This is a genomic window from Microbacterium halotolerans (assembly GCF_003569805.1).
GTDB classification, from domain to species: Bacteria; Actinomycetota; Actinomycetes; order Actinomycetales; family Microbacteriaceae; genus Microbacterium; species Microbacterium halotolerans.
In genome coordinates this window covers 136820-156064 of sequence record NZ_KZ984053.1, presented here as the reverse complement: position 1 = coordinate 156064, position 19245 = coordinate 136820, and the positions used below count along the sequence as shown (strand labels likewise).

Sequence of the window (19245 nt, the reverse complement as noted above, 5' to 3'; positions counted from 1 at the left end):
AATCGGCGCATTTGGGCGAAAAGTGCGCATCTCGGCAGCTGGGGCGCGGGTCAGATCCAGCCGGGGAGCCACATGTGGGCTCGCCAGAGCGGGTAGGGCTCGGCGATTCCCGTTGCCAGTGGGAGGAAGTATGCCGCGGCGAGCAGCGCGAGCGCGAGGAAGACGCCGACGACGACCCGCCATGCGCGGCGCTGACGATCGGCGTACTCGGTCGCGTCGGCTGTCTCCGCCTCCGTGGGCTCCGGCAGCAGCACCGGTTCCCGTCTGCGCACGAGGTGCTGCAGTGCCATCGCAAGTGCCAGGCATACGAACGGCAGCATCGCCACGGTGTAGAACTGGAAGATCGTGCGCGCGGGATACAGCAGCCACGGCACCCACGTGATCGCGATGCCGACGAGCGGCCACGCCAGGGATATCCGGCGCGTGCGGATCAGCACGACGATCAGCAGAACGATCGCGGCCATCCCGGCGTACCAGACGATCGGGTTCGGGTGGCTGCCGATCACGGCGATCGACGCGTCGTCCGGATGCCCGACCCACATCGCCGTCGGCCGCAGCAGCAGCGGCCACTGCCATGCCGGGCTGGCATAGGCGTGCCCGCTGGACAGCCCGACGTGGAAGTCGTAGACGGCGGACTGATAGGTCCACCACGCCGCGAGCGGGTTCGCCGATGCGTCGCGGTCGTATCCGCCCGACGTCGCGAACCATCCGGCCCACGACGCGAGGTGCGTCGCGACGGCGATGGGCACGAGCAGCAGGAACGTCGCAGGACCCTGCCGGATGATCGCCGACGGCAGCCATTCCCGCACACCGGCGCGGCGTCTGTCGATCGCGTCGAGCACCACGAGCCAGATGCCGAGACCGGCGAGTGCGTACAGTCCCGACCACTTCACAGCGCTCGCGGCGCCCAGCGCGAGTCCGGCGGCGAGCACCCACGGGCGGCGCCACAGCACGGGCCCGAACAGCGCCCCGGATGCCTCGGCCAGCCGCCTGCGCGTGCGGTCGCGGTCGAGCGCCAGGAAGCACACGGCCAGCAGAATGAGCGCGGCCAGGATGCCGTCGAGAAGCGCCACTCTGCTCATCGCGATGCCGAGGCCGTCGACGGCGAGCAGGCCGGCGGCGATCGAGGCGACGGCCACCGAGCCGGTCAGCCGCCTGGCCAGGAAGTACAGCGCGAGGACCATCATCGTGCCGGCCGCGGCCGTGGCGAGACGCCACCCCGCAGGGTTCTCAGGCCCGAGCAGCGCCATCCCCAGTGCGATCAGCCATTTGCCGAGCGGCGGATGCACGACGAACGACCCGTCCGAGGTGAACAGATCGGTGCGCCCCGTCTCGAACGCTGAGTCCGCGCCATCCGGCCACTCGCCCTCATAGCCGAGGTTCCACAGCGACCAGGCGTCTCTGACGTAGTACGTCTCGTCGAACACGAGTTCGTGCGGATGCGCGAGTCCGATGAACCGCACCAGCGTCGCCACGGCCGTCAGCACCACAGGCGCGAGCCACTCCCGCGCCCGCATCGTCATCCGAATCCGCACCCGCCCAGCCTATGGCGACGACTCCTCACGTCTCGGACATCTCCTCCGCGGTCTGCATAAGAAGCGCCGGAGACGCGAAGAGTCGGTCAGAACACCTCTTTGGGCGCGAACTGCTCCTGGCCGATGATGCGGTGGCGCACGGCGGCGGAGAGCTGGTCGACGATGATGGTGACCACGATCGTGACGACGAGCGCGATGCCCGCGCGCGCCCACTCGCGACCGTCGAAGAGCTGGCTGAGCAGGAAGCCGATGCCGCCGAGGCCGAGCATGCCGAGGATCGCGCCGGCACGGATGTTCACCTCGAAGCGGTACAGCCAGAACGAGATGATCTCCGGCAGCACCTGGGGAAGCATGCCCCAGCGGAGCACGCTCAGCCCGCTGGCGCCCGTCGCGCGCAGCGCCTCGACAGGGCCGGGGCTGATGTCCTCGAGTGCCTCACTGGTGAGTTTGCCGAGCGTGCCGACCGATCCGATCCCGAGCGCGAGCGCACCGGCGGCTGGATGGAAGCCGAACAGCGGCAGCAGGAACACGATCGCCAGGATGAACTCCGGCACCGCCCTGATGATGTTGAGCACTGTGCGGGTTATCCACACGAGCCAGCCAGGTGCGACGTTGCGCGAGGCGGCGAAGCCCAGCGGCAGCGAGATGACCGCGCCGATCAGGGTCCCGATCCACGCCATGTACACCGAGTCGAACATGAAGTCGAACGCGACGGTCCACCACTCGGCGTGCGGCAGGACGAACGGGTTGTGCCACAGGCCCTCGCTCATCAGTCCCGCGTACTGCACGATCGCCTGAGGAATTCCGAGCGCGCGCGCCCAGTCGGCCTGGAGCGCCCACGTGCACGCGATGATCACAAGCGCCGTGAGGATGAAGCCGAGTGTGGCAGGCGTCTTCGACGGAGGCTTCGGCCGCTCCTGCCGCAGCGGTGACGCCTGAGCGGTCCTGGTGTCCTGTGCAGCGCTCACATCAGCCTCTTCCGCACCTGCTGCGAGATGACGTCGAGCACGATCACGATGATGATGAACCCGACGACGATCGCTGAGACGTTGTCGTAGTTGAAGCGGGCCTTCTCGACGTCGATGACCGAGCCGATGCCGCCTGCTCCGACCATGCCGATGATGGCGGATGCGCGCAGGTTGATCTCGAAGACGTACAGCGTGTAGGAGAAGAACGCCGGCCAGATCTGCGGGAGCACGCTCGTCACGGAGCGCTTCATGATGGTCGCTCCCGCGGCATCCGCCGCCTCGAGGGGACCGCGATCGACGGCGTCGACGGTCTCGCTGGTCAGCTTCGCGATGATGCCCAGGTTGAAGATCGCCAAGGCGAACATACCGGCCAGCGAGCCGACGCCGACCATGGCCACCAGAATGTACGCCCAGCCGACCTCGGGAAGCGAGCGCAGCACCGCGAGGAACCAGCGCACGACTTTCAGGAACCAGGGGGAGCGGTTCGTCGTCTGCGAGGCGAGCAGTGCGAAGACCAGACCGGCGACCGCACCGAGGAACGTCGCGAGAACCGCCATGTAGAGCGTCTCGAGCCATTGCGGCCACACCCGGAGCATGAACTCCCAGTTCGGCGTCAGATACTGCTGGATGATGCCCCACGCACGGGGGTTGCCCTCGAAGAACGGCATCAGCGTGAAGTCGATCTGCATCGCCGACCACACCGTCATCACGACGGCGACGATGCCGACGACGATGAAGAAGGGTCGCGGCTTGGGCTTGGCGGGCCTGGCCATCCGAACGGGTGCCTCCGTGCTCATTCGTCCGACCGGCCGTGACGAGCCGCGCCGGCGACGGTGACGTCTGCGGAGTCCGGGAGCACATCCGCGGCGTTCAGGGCCCGGCCGTAGATCTCCTCGAACGTCTTCTCGTCCGTCTCGTCGGCCGTGCCGTCGAAGACGATCCTGCCCGCCCGCATTCCGATGATCCGGTCGGCGTAGTTGGTCGCCAGGTCGAGGAAGTGCAGGTTCACGACCACGGTGATGCCCAGTTCGCGATTGATGCGCTGCAGGTCGCGCATCACCATGTTCGCGGTCGGCGGGTCGAGCGAGGCGACGGGCTCATCCGCGAGGATCACGCTGGGATCCTGGGCGAGGGCACGGGCGATGGCCACGCGCTGCTGCTGGCCGCCGGAGAGTGCTGAAGCGCGGTTGTAGGCCTTCTCGACGATGCCGACGCGTTCGAGGGACCGGAAGGCGAGCTCGATGTCGTCCTTCTTCCACCAGCCGAGCAGAGCGCGCCACCACGGCGTCGTGCTCACTCGTCCGGTGAGCACGTTGTTCAGCACGCTCGAACGGGGAACGAGGTTGAAGCCCTGGAAGATCATGCCGACGCGCGTGCGCAGCGTGCGCAGCGCGCGATTGCTGGCGCCGTCCACCCGGAAGCCGTCGACGTCGAGGCTGCCGTCACTGGTGCGGACGATGCCGTTGATGCTGCGGATCAGCGTGGATTTGCCCGCGCCGGAGAGGCCGACGACGACGACGAACTGGCCGTCGGGAATCTCCAGCGAGACATCGTCCAGCCCCTTGGTGCCAGTGGGGTAGGTGACGGAGACCTTGTCGAATCGAATCACGTGAGATCAATCGGTCGAGAGCGAGAAGAGACGGGCCCCGGCACACGATAGCGCGGCCGGGGCCCCGCGGGGATCACTCCTCGCCGAAGTTGGCCTCCACCTGGCGCGCCGCGTCGAGCGCGTCGAGGTCGGCGGGGACGAGACCCTCGATCGAGTACACGGCGTCGAGGGCGGCGAGGCCCTCCTCCGTGTCCGCGACTGCCAGGAACGCGTCCGAGACCTTCTGCTGCCACTCCTCAGAGAGATCGGCGGAGACGGCGACACCGTCGTTGGGGATGTTGCCCGACCAGGCGAACACCGTGACGTTCTCGCCGATCTCAGGGTCCTCTTCCACGAGCTCGGCGCGGGCGTCGTTGAAGCTCGTGCCGACGGTGGCGTCGCCGTCGGCGACGGCCTGCACGGCGTTCGGGTGGCCGCCGGCGAACGACGCGCCGGACAGGTCGACCGGGTCGAAGCCGTTGATCTGCTGCAGCTGGGTCGCGGGGTAGTAGTAGCCGGATGCCGAGCCCGCGTCCACGAAGGCGATCGACTCGTCCTGAGCGACCTCTTCCAGAGCGTCCTCGCCGACCGGCCCTGAGACCTCGTCGACGTCTGTGCCGTTGCAGAAGGTCATCGTCGCGCCGTCGACGTCCTTCTTCACGACGTCGTCGAGGCAGAAGCGGTCGGTGTCGTTGGTGAACCACTGGGTGACGTAGCTCTCCGAGCCGTAGCGCACCGACTGCAGGATCGGTACGGCGCCCGCCTGATCGGCGGCCTGCACGAGAGCGATCGGGCCGAACATGCCGATGTCGGCCTGCCCCGACTGCATCGCGACGACGAGTGCCGAGTAGTCGGCCGTCACGTTGGTCTCGACGGGAATGCCGAGCTCGTCGGAGAGCTGCTCGCCGAGCACATCGGCGTCGAGGACGAGCTGGTCGACCTCCTGCGACGGCACGAGACCGAGGACGAGCTTCTCGGGCGCTTCGCCGCCTGCGTCGCCGTCGCCGGTCCCGCCGTCATCGGAGCCGCCGCAGCCGGCCAGTACGAGTGCGAGGGCCGCGGCGCCCGTGAGGGCGGCTGCTGTGCGGCGCTTGGTGAAGGTGAAAGACAAAGGACTTCTCCCCATGTGAGGGTCGCGCAGACGAGCGCGACGAGCAGAACCGTGCTGGGCGCGGACGCACCCGAGACCGACGATATCCGCCGGTATCGGCCGGGGACAGGGAGTTCACGATGTCGTTACCTGACGGTCATTCCGTCCACCGGGAAGTCAGATCTGCGTCTGCCGCACAGGTGAGGGCGGCCCGCGTACCCTGGTCTGGTGATCATTCTCGCCGCGACACCCATCGGCAATCTCGGCGACGCGTCACGGCGGCTGGTCGAGCTCCTCGAGCAGGCGACGATCGTCGCAGCCGAGGATACGCGCACGACGCAGCGGCTGTATGCCGCACTGGGCATACAGAACCGTCCGCGGCTCATCGCATTCCACGACCACAACGAGAAGCAGCGGGCACCTGAGCTCGTCGAACTGGCGCAGACGCAGGACGTCGTCGTGCTCTCCGACGCCGGCATGCCGACGGTGAGCGACCCTGGATACGGGCTGGTCGCCGCGGCGTCGGCCGCCGGCGTCGACGTCACGGCGGTGCCCGGTCCGAGCGCGGTGCTGACGGCTCTCGCCGTGTCCGGGCTGCCGACCGACAGGTTCGCGTTCGAAGGGTTCGTCGCGCGCAAGCAGGGCGAGCGCGCACGCAACTTCGCTGCACTGGCCGCCGAGCAGCGCACCCTGGTGTTCTTCGAAGCGCCGACGCGCGTCGCGCAGACGCTGGCCGATATGGCGACGGCATTCGGCGCCGAACGCCGCGCGAGCGTGAGCCGCGAGCTGACCAAACTGCACGAGGAGACCGCGCGCGGAACGCTCGCGGAGCTGGTGCAGTGGGCGGCCGCAGGCGTGCGCGGCGAACTGGTCATCGTCGTGGCAGGCGCCGAGGCACTCGAGACCTCACCGGAAGAAGGTCTCGCGCAGGTGCGGGCACTCGTCGACGGCGGCGTGCGTCTCAAAGAGGCCACCCGCGAGGTCGCGGCCGCGACCGGCCTGTCCTCCCGCGACCTCTACCAGGCGGCACTTGCGCCCCGCTGACGGCGCCCCACTGCCGAGATGCGCCTTCTTCTCCGAAATGCGCCGAGTCCGACGGGTATTCGGACGAAATGTGCGCATCTCACGGGACCGTTGGGCGCGCTCGCGAAACCATGCATCGTGCGCAACTAGACTGCTCTGGTGACTTCTCGCGGCTCGTTCTACATCACCACTCCGATCTACTACCCCAGCGATGTGCCCCACATCGGTCACGGGTACACGACGGTGGCAGTGGACATGCTCGCGCGCTGGCACCGCCAGGCCGGCGACGACACCTGGATGCTCACCGGGACCGACGAGCACGGACAGAAGATGATGCGCGCCGCCGCGTCGAACGGCGTCACGCCGCAGGAGTGGGTCGACAAGCTCGTCGCCGAGGAGTGGCTCCCACTGCTCGAGACGCTGTCCGTGGCCAACGACGACTTCATCCGGACGACCCAGCATCGGCACGAGGAGAGCGTCAAGGCGTTCATCCAGGCGATCTTCGACCGCGGCCACATCTACGCAGGCGAGTACGAGGCGCTCTACTGCGTCGGGTGTGAGGAGTTCAAGCCCGACAGCGAGATCGTCGAGGGCACCGGCCCGTTCGAGGGACTGAAGGTCTGCGCGATCCACTCGAAGCCGCTCGAGCTGCTGCACGAGAAGAACTACTTCTTCAAACTCAGCGAGTTCTCCGACAGGCTGCTCGAGCTGTACCGTGAGCGCCCCGATTTCGTCCAGCCCGAGTCCGCGCGCAACGAGGTCGTCGCGTTCGTGCAGCAGGGGCTGAAGGACCTGTCCATCTCGCGCAGCGCGTTCGACTGGGGCATCCCGGTGCCGTGGGACTCCTCGCACGTGATCTATGTGTGGGTCGACGCGCTGCTCAACTACGCGACGGCGATCGGCTACGGCGACGACGACGAGAACTTCGCCCGCCGTTGGCCCGGCTATCACGTGGTCGGCAAGGACATCCTGCGCTTCCACGCCGTGATCTGGCCCGCCATGCTGATGGCTGCGGGCCTCGAGGTGCCGCGCGGTGTGTTCGCGCACGGATGGCTGCTCGTCGGCGGCGAGAAGATGTCGAAGTCGAAGGCCACCGGCATCTCGCCGTCGACGTTGGTCGACACCTTCGGCAGCGATGCCTACCGCTTCTACTTCGGCTCGGCGATCGCCTTCGGCCAGGACGGCTCGTTCTCCTGGGAGGACATGGCCGCCCGCTACCAGGCCGAGCTCGCCAACGGCTTCGGCAACCTGGCATCGCGCTCGATCGCGATGACGCACAAGTACTTCGACGGGACGGCACCGCAGCCGGGGGAGTACACGGAGGGTGACCTGGAGATCCAGCGCCTCGTCGCCGATGCCGCTGTCGCAGCCGATGCCGCTGTCGAACGGTTCCGGCTCGACCAGGCGATCGACGAGCTGTGGAGGATCGTGGACGCACTCAACGGCTACATAACCGACAACGAGCCGTGGGTGCTGGCCAAGGACGACGCTCAGCGCGAGCGTCTCGCCACCGTGCTGTACACGTGTCTGGAGGGCCTGCGCGCGCTCGCCGTGCTGCTCTCGCCGGTGATGCCGACGGCGACCGCGAAGCTGTGGGACGCCCTCGGCGTCGCGACGACACTCGGCGAACTGACGGCGCAGCCCATCCGTGAGGCAGGCGCATGGGGAACGCTCCCCGCAGGCACGACGGTGTCGAAGCTGCAGCCGCTGTTCCCTCGCGTGGAGGCTGACTGATCCGGATGACCGGCACGACTCCACGGGACACCTACGTCGAGAAGCGCTCGAGCTCCGGGCGCAAGAATCTGTCGCATCCGGAGCCGCCTGAACCGCTCGCGGTCCCGGTGTACGACAACCACGCCCATCTCGAGATCGCGGACGGCGATGATCCGCTCACCCTCGACGAGCAGCTCGATCGGGCGGTCTCGGTCGGCGTGGCCGGCGTCGTGCAGGCCTCGGGTGACCTCGAATCGTCCAGGTGGGCGGCGGACGCGGCTGACCGCCACGCGCGCGTGCTCGCGGCCGTGGCCATCCACCCCAACGACGCGCCGACGTACGCCGCGCACGGGCAGCTCGATGACGCGCTCTCGCAGATAGACGAACTCGCCTCGCGCGAGCGGGTGCGCGCGATCGGCGAGACGGGGCTCGACTACTTCCGCACGGATGAGAACGGCCGTCCGGCGCAGCTGGCCTCGTTCGAGGCGCACATCGATCTGGCCAAGAAGCACGCGCTGGCGATGCAGATCCACGACCGTGACGCCCATAGGGACGTGCTCGACACGCTGAAGCGGGTCGGCGCGCCAGAGCGGACCGTGTTCCACTGCTTCTCCGGCGACGCCGAGATGGCAGAAGAGGCCGCTGAAGCCGGGTACTGGCTCTCGTTCGCCGGCAACATCACGTTCAAGAACGCGCAGAACCTGCGCGACGCACTCGCGGTGACGCCGCGCGAGCGGATCCTGGTCGAGACGGACGCGCCGTTCCTCACACCGGTGCCGTACCGCGGTCGTCCCAACGCGCCGTACCTGGTGCCGCTGACGATGCGCTTCATGGCGCAGGAGCTGAATGCCGACCTCGACGAGCTGTGCGCCCAGGTCGCAGCCAACACCGTGGCGGTCTACGGCGAGTTCTGACTGCTTCTTCATTTCTGGCACATCTCCTGGGGTGCCCAGCAGCAGAAATGTGCCAGAAATGAAGAGTTGCGGCCGCCGGTGTCGCGTTGCGGCGAGCCGCCCACGGGTGGCAGGATTCTTGCGGTTCAGTTGCCGGATGCTGAACTGCAGATGAACGTTCCTTCCGGCACCTTGACGCGTTCGGCGCGTCGACTCAACCGACGAAGCGGGACCGCAGAGCGCGTGCGCTGTGAGGCTCCGCGACGGAGGGGCGAGAGGCGCGAAGCGCCGAACACAAGGAAGGCGGCCGGTGGAAACCGCTTCATTGATCGTGGTGCTGGTCATCGTACTGGCGTTGTTCTTCGACTTCACCAATGGATTCCACGACACCGCGAACGCAATGGCCACGCCCATCGCGACCGGTGCGCTGAAGCCGAAGACGGCGGTGACGCTTGCTGCTCTGCTCAACCTCGGCGGCGCGTTCCTGTCGACGGAGGTCGCGAAGACGATCTCCGGCGGGATCATCCTCGAGGATCAGATATCGCACGCGCTGTTCCCCTCCCTCATCTTCGCCGGGCTGATCGGGGCGATCACCTGGAACATGCTCACCTGGCTGCTCGGCCTGCCGTCCAGTTCGTCGCATGCGCTGTTCGGCGGACTGATCGGCGCGACGCTTGTGGGCGTCGGCGCGGCGGCGGTCGATTTCGGCGTGGTGATGAGCAAGGTCATCATGCCCGCGCTCCTGGCGCCGCTGACGGCCTGCATCATCGCCTACCTCGTCACGAAGCTCGCCTACGCCCTCACTCGCCGCTACGACGGAAAGCCCGACGGGCGCAGCGGCTTCCGCTGGGGCCAGATCTTCACCTCATCCCTCGTCGCGCTCGCGCACGGCACCAACGATGCGCAGAAGACGATGGGCGTCATCACGCTCGCGCTGATCACGGTCGGCTGGCAGTCCTCCGCGCACCACGAGCCGCAGCTGTGGGTGGTCTTCGCAGCGGCCAGTGCGATCGCGCTTGGCACCTACATCGGCGGCTGGCGGATCATCCGGACTCTCGGCAAGGGCCTCACCGATGTCAAACCAGCGCAGGGCTTCGCCGCCGAGGCCTCGACGTCGGCGACGATCCTCGCCTCAAGCGCCGTGGGCTTCGCGCTGTCGACGACACAGGTCGCATCGGGATCCGTGATCGGTTCCGGCCTCGGCAGGCGCGGTTCGACGGTGCGCTGGCGCACGGTCGGCCGCATCTTCGCGGGCTGGGTGGTCACACTCCCCGCGGCAGGCGGCGTCGGAGCGCTGGCGGCGCTCGTCGTGGTGTGGCTCGGCATCACCGGCGTCGTCATCGACGCGATCGCAGCCGTGGTGATCGTGCTGGGGCTGTTCCTGCGCTCGCGCAAGGACGCTGTCAACTCGGGCAACGCGATGAGTGAGGTGAGCGAGTCCGGTGCCGCGGTGAAGGTGAAGCGGAACCCGCCGCCCACCCGCCGCGCACAGCGCATCGCTGAGCGACGCGAGCGCGAGAAAGCGGAGCGCAAGGAGCGCAAGGCGGCGCGGAAGGCGCAGGAGGCGGAAAGATCCGCAGAGAGAGCGCGCCGCAGGAATGGGAGGGGCGGACGATGAGCATCGACTGGCTGGCGTTCCTGCAGGTGTTCGTCACCGCGCTCGCCGGAGCGGGGCTCGTCGTGGGCTTCTATGCGCTCGGACTGAGGCTGCGCGCGGCGAGCGGGCGGATTCCCGTCGTCGCTCCCGCCGAGTTCACCGATGCGATCGCCGTGCTCACAGAGAAGCAGAAGCGCAAAGAGGAGAAGGCCGCGGCGAAGGCTGCCAGGAAGAGCCCCCTTACGGACGTTCAGAAGCGCGCGGCGCTGATCGGGTCCTACGCGTGCTTCGCGATGAGCGCGCTCGCTGTGGCGGCCGGCCTTCTGCTGATCGTCTTCGGGCCCGGCCACTGACGCGCCGGGCGCAAGACGATGCCGGGCAGTGAAGCCGTTCTGGCGCGGCTGCATCCAGAACCGGCTGAGCGACATCCGGCGGCAGGGCTCACCGGAACGGGCTGCCCTCGTCGTTCGTCCGCCGGATGAGAGACTGGACCGGATGGCCATCTCACTCACCGACCGGATCGACACCGCAGGCTCCGACCCGGACGGTGTGTACGACGCGTTCGTGTCGTGGGCCGCCGACCGCGGCACGGAGCTGTATCCCGCGCAGGACGAGGCGATCATCGAGCTGGTGTCTGGCAGCAATGTGATCCTCGCGACGCCGACCGGAACCGGCAAGTCGCTGGTGGCGATCGGCGCCCACGCGGTGAGCCTCTCGCGGCGCGGCCGCAGCTACTACACCGCGCCGATCAAGGCGCTCGTCAGCGAGAAGTTCTTCGCGCTTGTCGAGATCTTCGGCGCGGACAGCGTCGGCATGGTCACGGGCGACTCCTCGGTGAATCCTGATGCACCCATCGTGTGCTGCACGGCCGAGATCCTCGCGAACATCGCCCTGCGCCACGGCAGCGTCGACGACATCGACACGGTCGTGATGGACGAGTTCCATTTCTACGGTGACCGTGAGCGCGGCTGGGCGTGGCAGGTGCCGCTGCTCCTGCTGAACAGCACCCAGTTCCTGCTGATGTCGGCCACGCTCGGCGACACGACGCAGATCGAATCCGACCTCACCGAGCGCACAGGGCGCCAGACGACGCTCGTCGCCGGCGCGACCAGGCCCGTCCCGCTGCACTTCTCGTACGAGACGCGACCGGGCCACGAGGTCGTGCAGGGGCTGATCGACGAGACGGAAGTGCCCGTCTACATCGTGCACTTCTCCCAGGCGGCCGCGATGGAGCGCGCCCAGGCGCTGACCAGTGTGAAGGTCACCTCGCGTGAGCAGCGCGACGAGATCGCCGAGGCGATCGGCGACTTCCGCTTCACGACCAACTTCGGCAAGACCCTCTCGCGTCTGGTGCGCGCAGGCATCGGAGTGCACCACGCCGGCATGCTGCCGCGCTATCGCCGCCTCGTCGAAACCCTCGCCCAGCGCGGCCTGCTGCGAGTCATCTGCGGCACCGACACCCTCGGGGTCGGCATCAACGTGCCCATCCGGACCGTGCTGATCACGGCGCTGAGCAAGTTCGACGGGCAGCGGATGCGCAGGCTCGGTGCGCGCGAGTTCCATCAGATCGCCGGAAGGGCCGGGCGCGCCGGCTACGACCCTTACGGCAACGTCATCGCGCTGGCTCCGGAGCACGACATCGAGAACGCGCAGGCGCTGCGCAAGGCCGGCGACGACGCCAAGAAGCGCAAGAAGGTCACCCGCAAGAAGGCGCCAGAGGGCTTCGTCTCGTGGAGCGAAGACACCTTCGCCAAGATCGTCGACGCCGAGCCCGAGGCGCTGCGCCCGCAGATGCAGATCACCGCGGCGATGCTGATCAACGTGATCGGCCGCGGCGGCGACGTGTTCGGGAACGTCCGCTCGCTCGTGTTCGACAACCATCAGCCGCGCACCGAGCAGTATGCGCTCGCCAGGCGCGCGCTCGCACTGTTCCGCACGCTGCGCGAGGCGGAGGTCGTCGAGGTCGCAGGGCCGGTCATCCGGCTCGTCGTCGATCTGCAGCCGAACTTCGCCCTCAACCAGCCGCTGTCGCCGTTCGCCCTCGCGGCGATCGACCTGCTCGATCCGGATGACGCCCCTGGCGCCGCGGGCAGCGGCCACTACGCGCTCGACGTGGTGAGTGTGATCGAGTCGACGCTCGACGACCCGCGCCAGATCCTCTCGCAGCAGCAGTACAAAGCGCGCGGCGAGGCGGTCGGCGAGATGAAGCGCGACGGCCTCGAGTACGACGAACGCATGGAGGCGCTCGAGGAGATCACCCACCCCAAGCCGCTCGAAGAGCTGCTCACCCAGGCGTACCAGGTGTTCGCGTCCAGCCAGCCGTGGGTGCGCGACTTCGAGCTGCGCCCGAAGTCCGTCGTGCGCGACATGTACGAGCGGGCGATGAGCTTCGCCGAGTTCGTGCAGTGGTACCAGCTCGGCCGCAGCGAGGGACTGGTGCTGCGCTACCTCAGCGACGCGTACCGGGCGATCAGGCAGACCGTTCCCGACTATGCCCGCACCGAGGAGCTCGAGGACATCATCGAGTGGCTCGGCGCGCTCGTGCGCCAAGTCGACTCGAGTCTCGTCGACGAGTGGGAAGCGCTCGCCGCGGGCCGCGACGCCTTGGGCGAGGCCGAGGCGCTGCCGCCGGCGCCGCCATCTCTGGTAGGCAACACCCGTGCCTTCACTGTGCTGGTGCGCAACGAGATGTTCCGCCGCGTGCAGCTGGCCGCGCTCGAGCGCGACGACGAGCTCGAGAAGCTCGATCCGGATGCAGGCTGGCCTGAGGTGCTGGACGCCTACTACGCGGAGCACGACGACATGCTCACAGGCGGTCCCGCGCGCTCGCCCGCGCTGTGCCGCGTCGACGCATCCGAACGCGGTGTCTGGAAGGTCGAGCAGGTGATCGACGACCCTGCGGGCAATCACGACTGGCGCATCCGCGCGAGAGTGGACCTCGTCGAGTCGGACGCTCAGGGTGAGGCCGTCGTGGACGTGACGTGGGCGGGGCGGATGTGAGGGCGTTCTCCGGCGAACCTACGCGCCGTCGCCCAGAACGCGCCTGGTGAGCGCGGTGACGTCACGGTCGAGGCCGTCGAGGCGGCGGTCGACGCTTTCGAACCGTTGGTCGACCGTCTCGAAGCGCGCGTTCATCACGCCCTCGAGGCGGGAGACATCGGACTTCAGGGCAGTCACCGCGCCGAGCATCTCGTGCCGCACCGCGCCGATTGTGGCGTCAACCGCCCGGAACTCGGCTTCGATTTTCTCGAAGCCCGCCCTCACCGTGCGCAGGGTCAGCGTCGTGGTGAGCCCGAGCACCCCGACGAGCACGGCCGAGAAGGTGCCGATGAGCACCCAGACCTGCGGGTCGTTCATGTTCATCCCTCCATTGTGGGCGATGTCCGTGCGTGTGTCATCGACCATCGCATGGTTCCTGCGTGCACGGCAGGGGCATCCGGAGAATGCGGACGGAATCCGCGAGATTCCGGGCTGTGAGGGAGAGGACGAGGGTGCCGGGCCTGCAACAGCGACTGCCGCGGAGCCGAGGACACCTCAGCCGGGAACGGGCGTCCGTTCCCGCTCGGCAGAGCGGGTGCGCAACACGCGGCCGCGCACCATGCGAACCGCGCGCGCGACGACGTGCAGCGGCAGGCCGACGGCGTACGCGGCCGCGCCTGCGGACTGCGGGTCGTGCTCACCGAGCGCGAGGCGGCGCTCCCACGCGTCACGGGCGCGTCCGGCGAAGCGTTGGAGCGGCTCGCGCGGCTCCAGCCCGCCGCGGCGGCGCCGTTCCACCAACGCGCGGAGCTGGCCGAGCCAGTCGTCGTCGCTCGGCTCGTGGAAGTAGTTGTCCCGCCGCCACTGCGAGCGCAGTACGGGGAACCGCCGATGGATCACGTCGTCCTCGCCCGCCAGCAGGTCGCTGCCGATGAACACCACGTTGATGAGCTGCTCCGAGACGCCGAACGTGTCGAGCGCGATCACGGGAACGCCGGCGGCCGCCGCTTCGATGGCCGCCGTCGAGCTCACCGTGACGAGCCCTTCGGCGCGCCTCAGCGCAGTCGACATCGCCTCTGTCGAGACGACGAGGTTCTCCGGAAGATCGCCGGCCTCTCGCAGCAGCTCGGGGTAGGAGTGCAGCTCGCGGTGCGTCTCGGACTCACCAGGCCGGCCGCGCAGCTTCAGTACGACGCGCCGACCGGGGTCGGCCTCCGCCGCCGCGATGAGCAGGCGAACCACTCGCTTCCTTTCCTCCCGCTCCGGTGGAACCTTGGCCTGCGCGGCGAACACGAGGTCCGTGCCATCGGCGGCGGGCTCGTGCATCGTCGCTCGGGCGAAGGGCAGGGTCGCCAGGGCGAAGCGCTGCCGGATGCCGCGCTCGATCGCGAGCGAGGCGAACTCACGGACCTCGCGATGCGAGTGCAGCACGAACAGGTCGCAGCCGCGCCGGAAGTGCAGCGCGAGTCTGGTCGGCGGGATCGAGATGCCCGGCAGGCCCGTGACGATCACGGGGCACGGGGCCATCGATGAGATCTGCCGCTGCAGCACCTGCACCAGCGGTCCCCTGGCCGCGAGCAGCACGGCGTCCGCGCCGGCCAGAAGCCGGGGCAGATCGCCGTACCCGGCGCGCCTGACCCTGTCACCCGACCCGCCGCGGCCTCGGGGCCGCGACAGGCCGCTTCCGCGCAGGGCGACAGCCAGCTGAGTGTCGCTGACCACGAGCGGAGTGTCGAGCACGATCAGCTCGGCCCCGGGCAGCGAGCCGATCAGCGCGGCCGCCCACTTCACATACGAATCGGTGTCTGCGATCGCGACGATGCGCAGACGGCCGGCGCCGTTCACGCGTCTACGCGCCGCAGCTTCGCCATCGGCGCCTCCTCGCCGGGGAACACCCGCTTGACGCCGTCGCCGAACGCGCTCTCGATGATCCGGATGTCGCGCACGAGATGTTCGAGGCCGGTCGGCTCGAGAGACGCGGCGTGATCCGAACCCCACATGGTGCGGTCGAGCGTGATGTGGCGCTCGACCGCGACGGCTCCCATCGCGACGGCGGCGAGCGAGATCTGCAGACCGCGTTCGTGGCCCGAGTACCCGACGGGAATTCCGGGGAACCGTTCGCCGAGCACGCGGATCATCCGCAGGTTGGCCTCGTCGGGCTCCATCGGATAGGTCGACGTCGCGTGCATCAGCACGAGCTTCTCGGTGCCTAGCACCTCGATGGCGCGGTCTATCTGCGCCATCGTAGACATTCCGGTGGAGAGGATGATCGGCTTGCCGGTGTCGCGCAGCGCCTCGAGCAGTTCGATGTCGGTGAGGCATGCGGAGGCGACCTTGTGCGCCACGACGTTCAGATCCTCGAGGAAGTCGACGCTGGGCAGGTCCCACGGCGAGGCGAACCAGTCCAGGCCCCGCAGCGTCGCGTGGTCGCCGACGGCGACGTACTCGTCGCGGCCGAACTCGACGCGATGGCGGTAATCCAGATAGGTCATCGTGCCCCACGGCGTCTCGCGGGGGGTGTCGCGCATGTGCTCGGGGGTGGCGATCTCCGGCGTGCGCTTCTGGAACTTCACGGCGTCGGCACCGGCGTCGGCGGCGACATCGATCAGCTGCTTGGCCAGTTCCACGTCGCCGTTGTGGTTGAGGCCGATCTCGGCGACGACGTAGGCGGGGTGACCGCCCCCGACGACGCGCGAACCGATGCGAACAGTCATGGGGTCTCCTTCTGTGCGGGTTGCTGGGCTGCCGCGAACGGATTGCGCGCGGCGCCGCGGGATCGGAGTACGCGGTCTGCGAGCTCTCGGACGGCCCCTGAGCCGCCGGCGCGCTCGAGCACGAGTCGCGCGGCGGCGAGGACGAGCGGATGCGCGTCGGAGACGGCGACGGGCCAGCCGACGATCTCGAGCACGGGAAGGTCGTTGACGTCGTTGCCGAGGTACGCGACGCGCTTCAGAGGGATGCCGCGCGCGTCGGCCCACGTGCGCAGGGCCGATGCCTTGTCGTCCTGGGCCTGCAGGACGTCGATGCGCAGCTTGCGGGCGCGGGCGGTGACGACCGGATTCGTTTCGGTTGAGAGGATCAGCGCGTCGATGCCCGCTTCGCGCAGCAGGCGGACGCCCATCCCGTCCGACCTGCTCACCCTGACGTGCTCGATGCCGTCGCTCGACACGGTGACCCGGTCGTCGGTGTGCACGCCGTCGAAGTCGGTCACGACGGCGTCGACGGCGAACGGGACGCTGGTGGGCTCCGCGGCGAGCGGCGCAAGGGCCCTGGCGATGTCGAGCTGCTCGGGTGAGTCGATCTCGATCGCCGTGCGCTCGTCGACCTGCACGGGAACGGTGCGGCCGAAGAAACGGTGCCCGGTGCTGCGGAACCCCACGGTGTCGAGCACGTAGAACGCACCGGACTCGAGATAGTGCGGTTCGCGTTCCTGGCGTCGCGGCCGGTGCGACGGATCGTGGTTGATGCCCGTCGCACCGTCCGCGCCCGACGCCCACAGGAAGCCGTAGGTCTCCACAGCGGAGAACGCACTGTCGGCCTCGCCTGTGCGCACCATCCGCACGGCGCGCGACAGGGCCGGCACGTCGATGAACGGCGACGTCGCCTGCAGGAAGGCGATGGCGCGCGGTTCGGAACCGAGCGACTCGAGGGCATGCAGCAGCGCGCTCTCGGAGGATGCGCCGTCGCCGGAGATGTCGGAGGGGCGGCGGACGACGTGTGCACCCGATTCGCGGGCGGCGGCCGCAATGGCGTCGTCGTCGGTCGTCACCACGACGCGGTCGACGCCTTCGGCCTCGTTCGCCGCGATCACGGCCCTGGCGACAAGAGGGACGCCGCCGACCCTGACCAGGTTCTTGCCCGGAATGCCCTTGGAGCCGCCGCGTGCGGGAACGATCGCGACGACCTCGCCGGACGCGGAGCGGGCCGAGGGCGTCACCGGGCCTCTCCTGTGACGGGCCTGGCGCGCGTCTCGTTCACGACGCTCTCCGTCCCGCGCAGCACCAGCGGCAGCGTCGTGAGAGCACTGGAGCTCAGAGACCGCACGTCGACGGGGCGGCGCAGCCCGGCGAGCGCCAGCTCCACCGGCACACCGGTCTCCACGACCGTGACGCCGGGCACGCCGCGGACGGCACCGAGCATCTCCGGCGTCTCCCTGCGGTGCGGGAGGTAGGTGCTCTCGCCGCGGCGCGTCTCGTTCAGCACCCAGGCGAGGTAGTCGCTTTGCGACATCCGTCCGTCGGTCGGCAGCGCGGAACCCAGCACGACCCGCTCGGTCCGGATGAGGGAGGTGAGCTGCTCGCTCGGTTCCGTCGAGCGCAGCCAGCCGAAGTCGTGGCGGGTCACGCCGAGCGAGTACTCCGCGATTGCGCTCTCTCGCGCTCCGCCCAGGGGGAAGGCAGTGAACAGCTCGGCGTCCCCGGCCAATGCGCGCCGACGAACGTGATCGAGGGCGAGGGGCGCGAACCGTGTGGTGAGTCCCTTCTCCGAGACGCCGGGACGGCGATAGGGGAGCGTGCCGGCGATCGCGTCAGCGAAGGAGAGCGTGTTCATTCCGTCGTCGAGGAACGTCACCCGCTTCGGTCGCAGCACCGCGGCGGCCATCCGGAACTGGCCGGAGAATCCGTCGCCGACGAGCCAGTGCGAGTGGCTGGCGAGCATCCGCCACGGGATGCCGAAGTACGGCTGCTTCTCGGCGAAACGGGCGCCGCGGCGGAGAATCTCGTCAGCCGTCTCGGGGATCTGCTCTGTGACACGAGCAGCCAGGTCGATCGCGCGGCCCTGCTTCGCCGCCCATTCCGCCGCGCCGAGCAGCTGCAGCGGCGATTCCACCCACGCGAGAGTCGACATCCGCCCCATGTGTTCACCGTGCGACGCGAGGATGAACGGATGCACCTGCTGACGTTACGGGCAGGAGACGCGCACGGAAACGTTCGTCGTCGCCGCGCCTGCGCCGTCGCTGCTGGAAGCGCGAGCTCCGATGGGATGATGGAGCCATGACAGTGACGCTGCTCGGCGCGACCGAGATCCGCTCCCTCGCCGCCAGGCTCGACGTCACGCCGACGAAGAAGCTCGGCCAGAACTTCGTCGTCGACGCGAACACGGTGCGCAGGATCGTGCAGGTGGCGAAGGTCGCCGACAGTGATCGCGTGGTCGAGGTGGGGCCAGGGCTCGGATCGCTGACGCTCGCGATCCTCGAGACCGGTGCCGCCGTGACCGCCGTGGAGATCGATTCGCGGCTGGCCGCAGAACTGCCGACGACGGCAGCCGCGCACGGCGTGCCGGACGGCGCGCTCACGGTCGTCGCCTCCGATGCGATGCGCGTGAGCGAGTTGCCGGGGGACCCCCGTGTGCTCATCGCGAACCTGCCGTACAACGTCTCGGTCCCCGTGCTGCTGCACCTGATGGAGACGTTCGAGAACCTTGAGCGCGGTGTGGTGATGGTGCAGTCCGAGGTAGGGGAGCGGCTCGCGGCGGCTCCCGGCAGCAAGGTCTACGGATCACCGAGTGCCAAAGCGGCCTGGTACGGTTCGTGGCGGACGGTCGGCAGCGTGTCGCGGCAGGTGTTCTGGCCGGTGCCGAATGTCGACAGCGTGCTGGTGGCGTTCGAGCGCAGCACGACTGTGCGGGGAACGGAGGACGAGCGGCACCGGACGTTCCAGGTGATCGACGCAGCCTTCCAGCAGCGGCGCAAGATGCTCAGACAGGCACTGTCCGGCATCTGGGGCGGGTCCGCAGCGGCCAGCGAGATCCTGCAGCGCGCAGGAGTCGCGCCGACCGCCAGAGGCGAGGCGCTCAGGATCGATGATTTCCACCGCATCGCGCTCGCCGCGGGATGACGGGCGACGACTTTCCCCGCCT

General features: G+C 68.8%; 17 protein-coding genes. 7 read left to right on the top strand and 10 right to left on the bottom strand.

From position 1 onward, the window contains the following. Window positions 1–50: 50 nt before the first annotated feature. The 5 genes from DZG09_RS12800 to phnD all read right to left on the bottom strand — a co-directional run bounded on the left by DZG09_RS12800 (window position 51) and on the right by phnD (window position 5202). Window positions 51–1535 carry a dolichyl-phosphate-mannose--protein mannosyltransferase gene (locus tag DZG09_RS12800; protein WP_240424028.1) on the bottom strand — a complete coding sequence of 495 codons (1485 nt, stop codon included), beginning with the start codon at window positions 1533–1535 and terminating at the stop codon, window positions 51–53. 86 nt (window positions 1536–1621) lie between these two features. Further along, window positions 1622–2503, bottom strand: coding sequence for a phosphonate ABC transporter, permease protein PhnE (phnE, locus tag DZG09_RS12795; RefSeq protein WP_119698144.1), 882 nt, complete (start codon window positions 2501–2503; stop codon window positions 1622–1624). Then, complete coding sequence (gene phnE, locus DZG09_RS12790; protein ID WP_119698143.1) at window positions 2500–3300, bottom strand: phosphonate ABC transporter, permease protein PhnE; 801 nt, start codon at window positions 3298–3300, stop codon at window positions 2500–2502. The genes phnE (DZG09_RS12795) and phnE (DZG09_RS12790) overlap by 4 nt, the downstream gene beginning before the upstream one ends. Beyond that, window positions 3297–4112, bottom strand: coding sequence for a phosphonate ABC transporter ATP-binding protein (gene phnC, locus DZG09_RS12785; protein WP_119698142.1), 816 nt, complete (start codon window positions 4110–4112; stop codon window positions 3297–3299). Before phnC ends, phnE (DZG09_RS12790) begins: the two co-directional genes overlap by 4 nt. 73 nt (window positions 4113–4185) lie before the next feature. Next, complete coding sequence (gene phnD, locus DZG09_RS12780; protein ID WP_240424026.1) at window positions 4186–5202, bottom strand: phosphate/phosphite/phosphonate ABC transporter substrate-binding protein; 1017 nt, start codon at window positions 5200–5202, stop codon at window positions 4186–4188. A gap of 207 nt (window positions 5203–5409) precedes the next feature. On the opposite strand from phnD, the gene rsmI reads away from it, so the two are divergent. The 6 genes from rsmI (at window position 5410) to DZG09_RS12750 (ending at window position 13407) form a co-directional block, all read left to right on the top strand. After that, window positions 5410–6225 (top strand): 16S rRNA (cytidine(1402)-2'-O)-methyltransferase, encoded by an 816-nt coding sequence (rsmI, locus tag DZG09_RS12775; RefSeq protein WP_119698140.1) that lies wholly within the window; start codon window positions 5410–5412, stop codon window positions 6223–6225. A 138-nt stretch (window positions 6226–6363) separates the two neighbouring features. Then, window positions 6364–7938 carry a methionine--tRNA ligase gene (gene metG / locus DZG09_RS12770; protein WP_119698139.1) on the top strand — a complete coding sequence of 525 codons (1575 nt, stop codon included), beginning with the start codon at window positions 6364–6366 and terminating at the stop codon, window positions 7936–7938. A 5-nt stretch (window positions 7939–7943) separates the two neighbouring features. Further along, a complete protein-coding gene (locus DZG09_RS12765) occupies window positions 7944–8831 on the top strand; it encodes a TatD family hydrolase (protein ID WP_119698138.1) in 888 nt (295 codons plus the stop codon). 289 nt (window positions 8832–9120) lie between these two features. Then, complete coding sequence (locus DZG09_RS12760) at window positions 9121–10428, top strand: inorganic phosphate transporter (protein ID WP_119698137.1); 1308 nt, start codon at window positions 9121–9123, stop codon at window positions 10426–10428. After that, the gene (locus DZG09_RS12755; RefSeq protein ID WP_119698136.1) at window positions 10425–10760 is read left to right on the top strand and encodes a peptidase; all 336 of its coding nucleotides are present in this window, start codon (window positions 10425–10427) and stop codon (window positions 10758–10760) included. Before DZG09_RS12760 ends, DZG09_RS12755 begins: the two co-directional genes overlap by 4 nt. Window positions 10761–10902: 142 nt before the next feature. Continuing rightward, window positions 10903–13407, top strand: a complete 2505-nt coding sequence (locus tag DZG09_RS12750; protein WP_119698306.1) for a DEAD/DEAH box helicase — start codon at window positions 10903–10905, stop codon at window positions 13405–13407. A gap of 18 nt (window positions 13408–13425) precedes the next feature. Here the strand turns inward: DZG09_RS12750 and DZG09_RS12745 are convergent, their stop codons facing one another. From DZG09_RS12745 to DZG09_RS12725, 5 genes are all read right to left on the bottom strand, one after another. Then, complete coding sequence (locus tag DZG09_RS12745) at window positions 13426–13770, bottom strand: hypothetical protein (RefSeq protein WP_162893311.1); 345 nt, start codon at window positions 13768–13770, stop codon at window positions 13426–13428. A 171-nt stretch (window positions 13771–13941) separates the two neighbouring features. Continuing rightward, window positions 13942–15231 (bottom strand): DUF6716 putative glycosyltransferase, encoded by a 1290-nt coding sequence (locus DZG09_RS12740; RefSeq protein WP_119698134.1) that lies wholly within the window; start codon window positions 15229–15231, stop codon window positions 13942–13944. After that, complete coding sequence (locus tag DZG09_RS12735) at window positions 15228–16100, bottom strand: N-acetylneuraminate synthase family protein (protein WP_119698133.1); 873 nt, start codon at window positions 16098–16100, stop codon at window positions 15228–15230. Before DZG09_RS12735 ends, DZG09_RS12740 begins: the two co-directional genes overlap by 4 nt. Then, window positions 16097–17323 carry an acylneuraminate cytidylyltransferase gene (locus tag DZG09_RS12730; RefSeq protein ID WP_240424024.1) on the bottom strand — a complete coding sequence of 409 codons (1227 nt, stop codon included), beginning with the start codon at window positions 17321–17323 and terminating at the stop codon, window positions 16097–16099. The genes DZG09_RS12735 and DZG09_RS12730 overlap by 4 nt, the downstream gene beginning before the upstream one ends. After that, a complete protein-coding gene (locus DZG09_RS12725) occupies window positions 17320–18279 on the bottom strand; it encodes a hypothetical protein (RefSeq protein ID WP_240424022.1) in 960 nt (319 codons plus the stop codon). Before DZG09_RS12725 ends, DZG09_RS12730 begins: the two co-directional genes overlap by 4 nt. A gap of 101 nt (window positions 18280–18380) precedes the next feature. Here DZG09_RS12725 and rsmA point away from each other — a divergent pair, with 101 nt between their 5' ends. Then, a complete protein-coding gene (gene rsmA, locus DZG09_RS12720; RefSeq protein WP_119698131.1) occupies window positions 18381–19223 on the top strand; it encodes a 16S rRNA (adenine(1518)-N(6)/adenine(1519)-N(6))-dimethyltransferase RsmA in 843 nt (280 codons plus the stop codon). The last annotated feature ends 22 nt before the right edge of the window (window positions 19224–19245 follow it).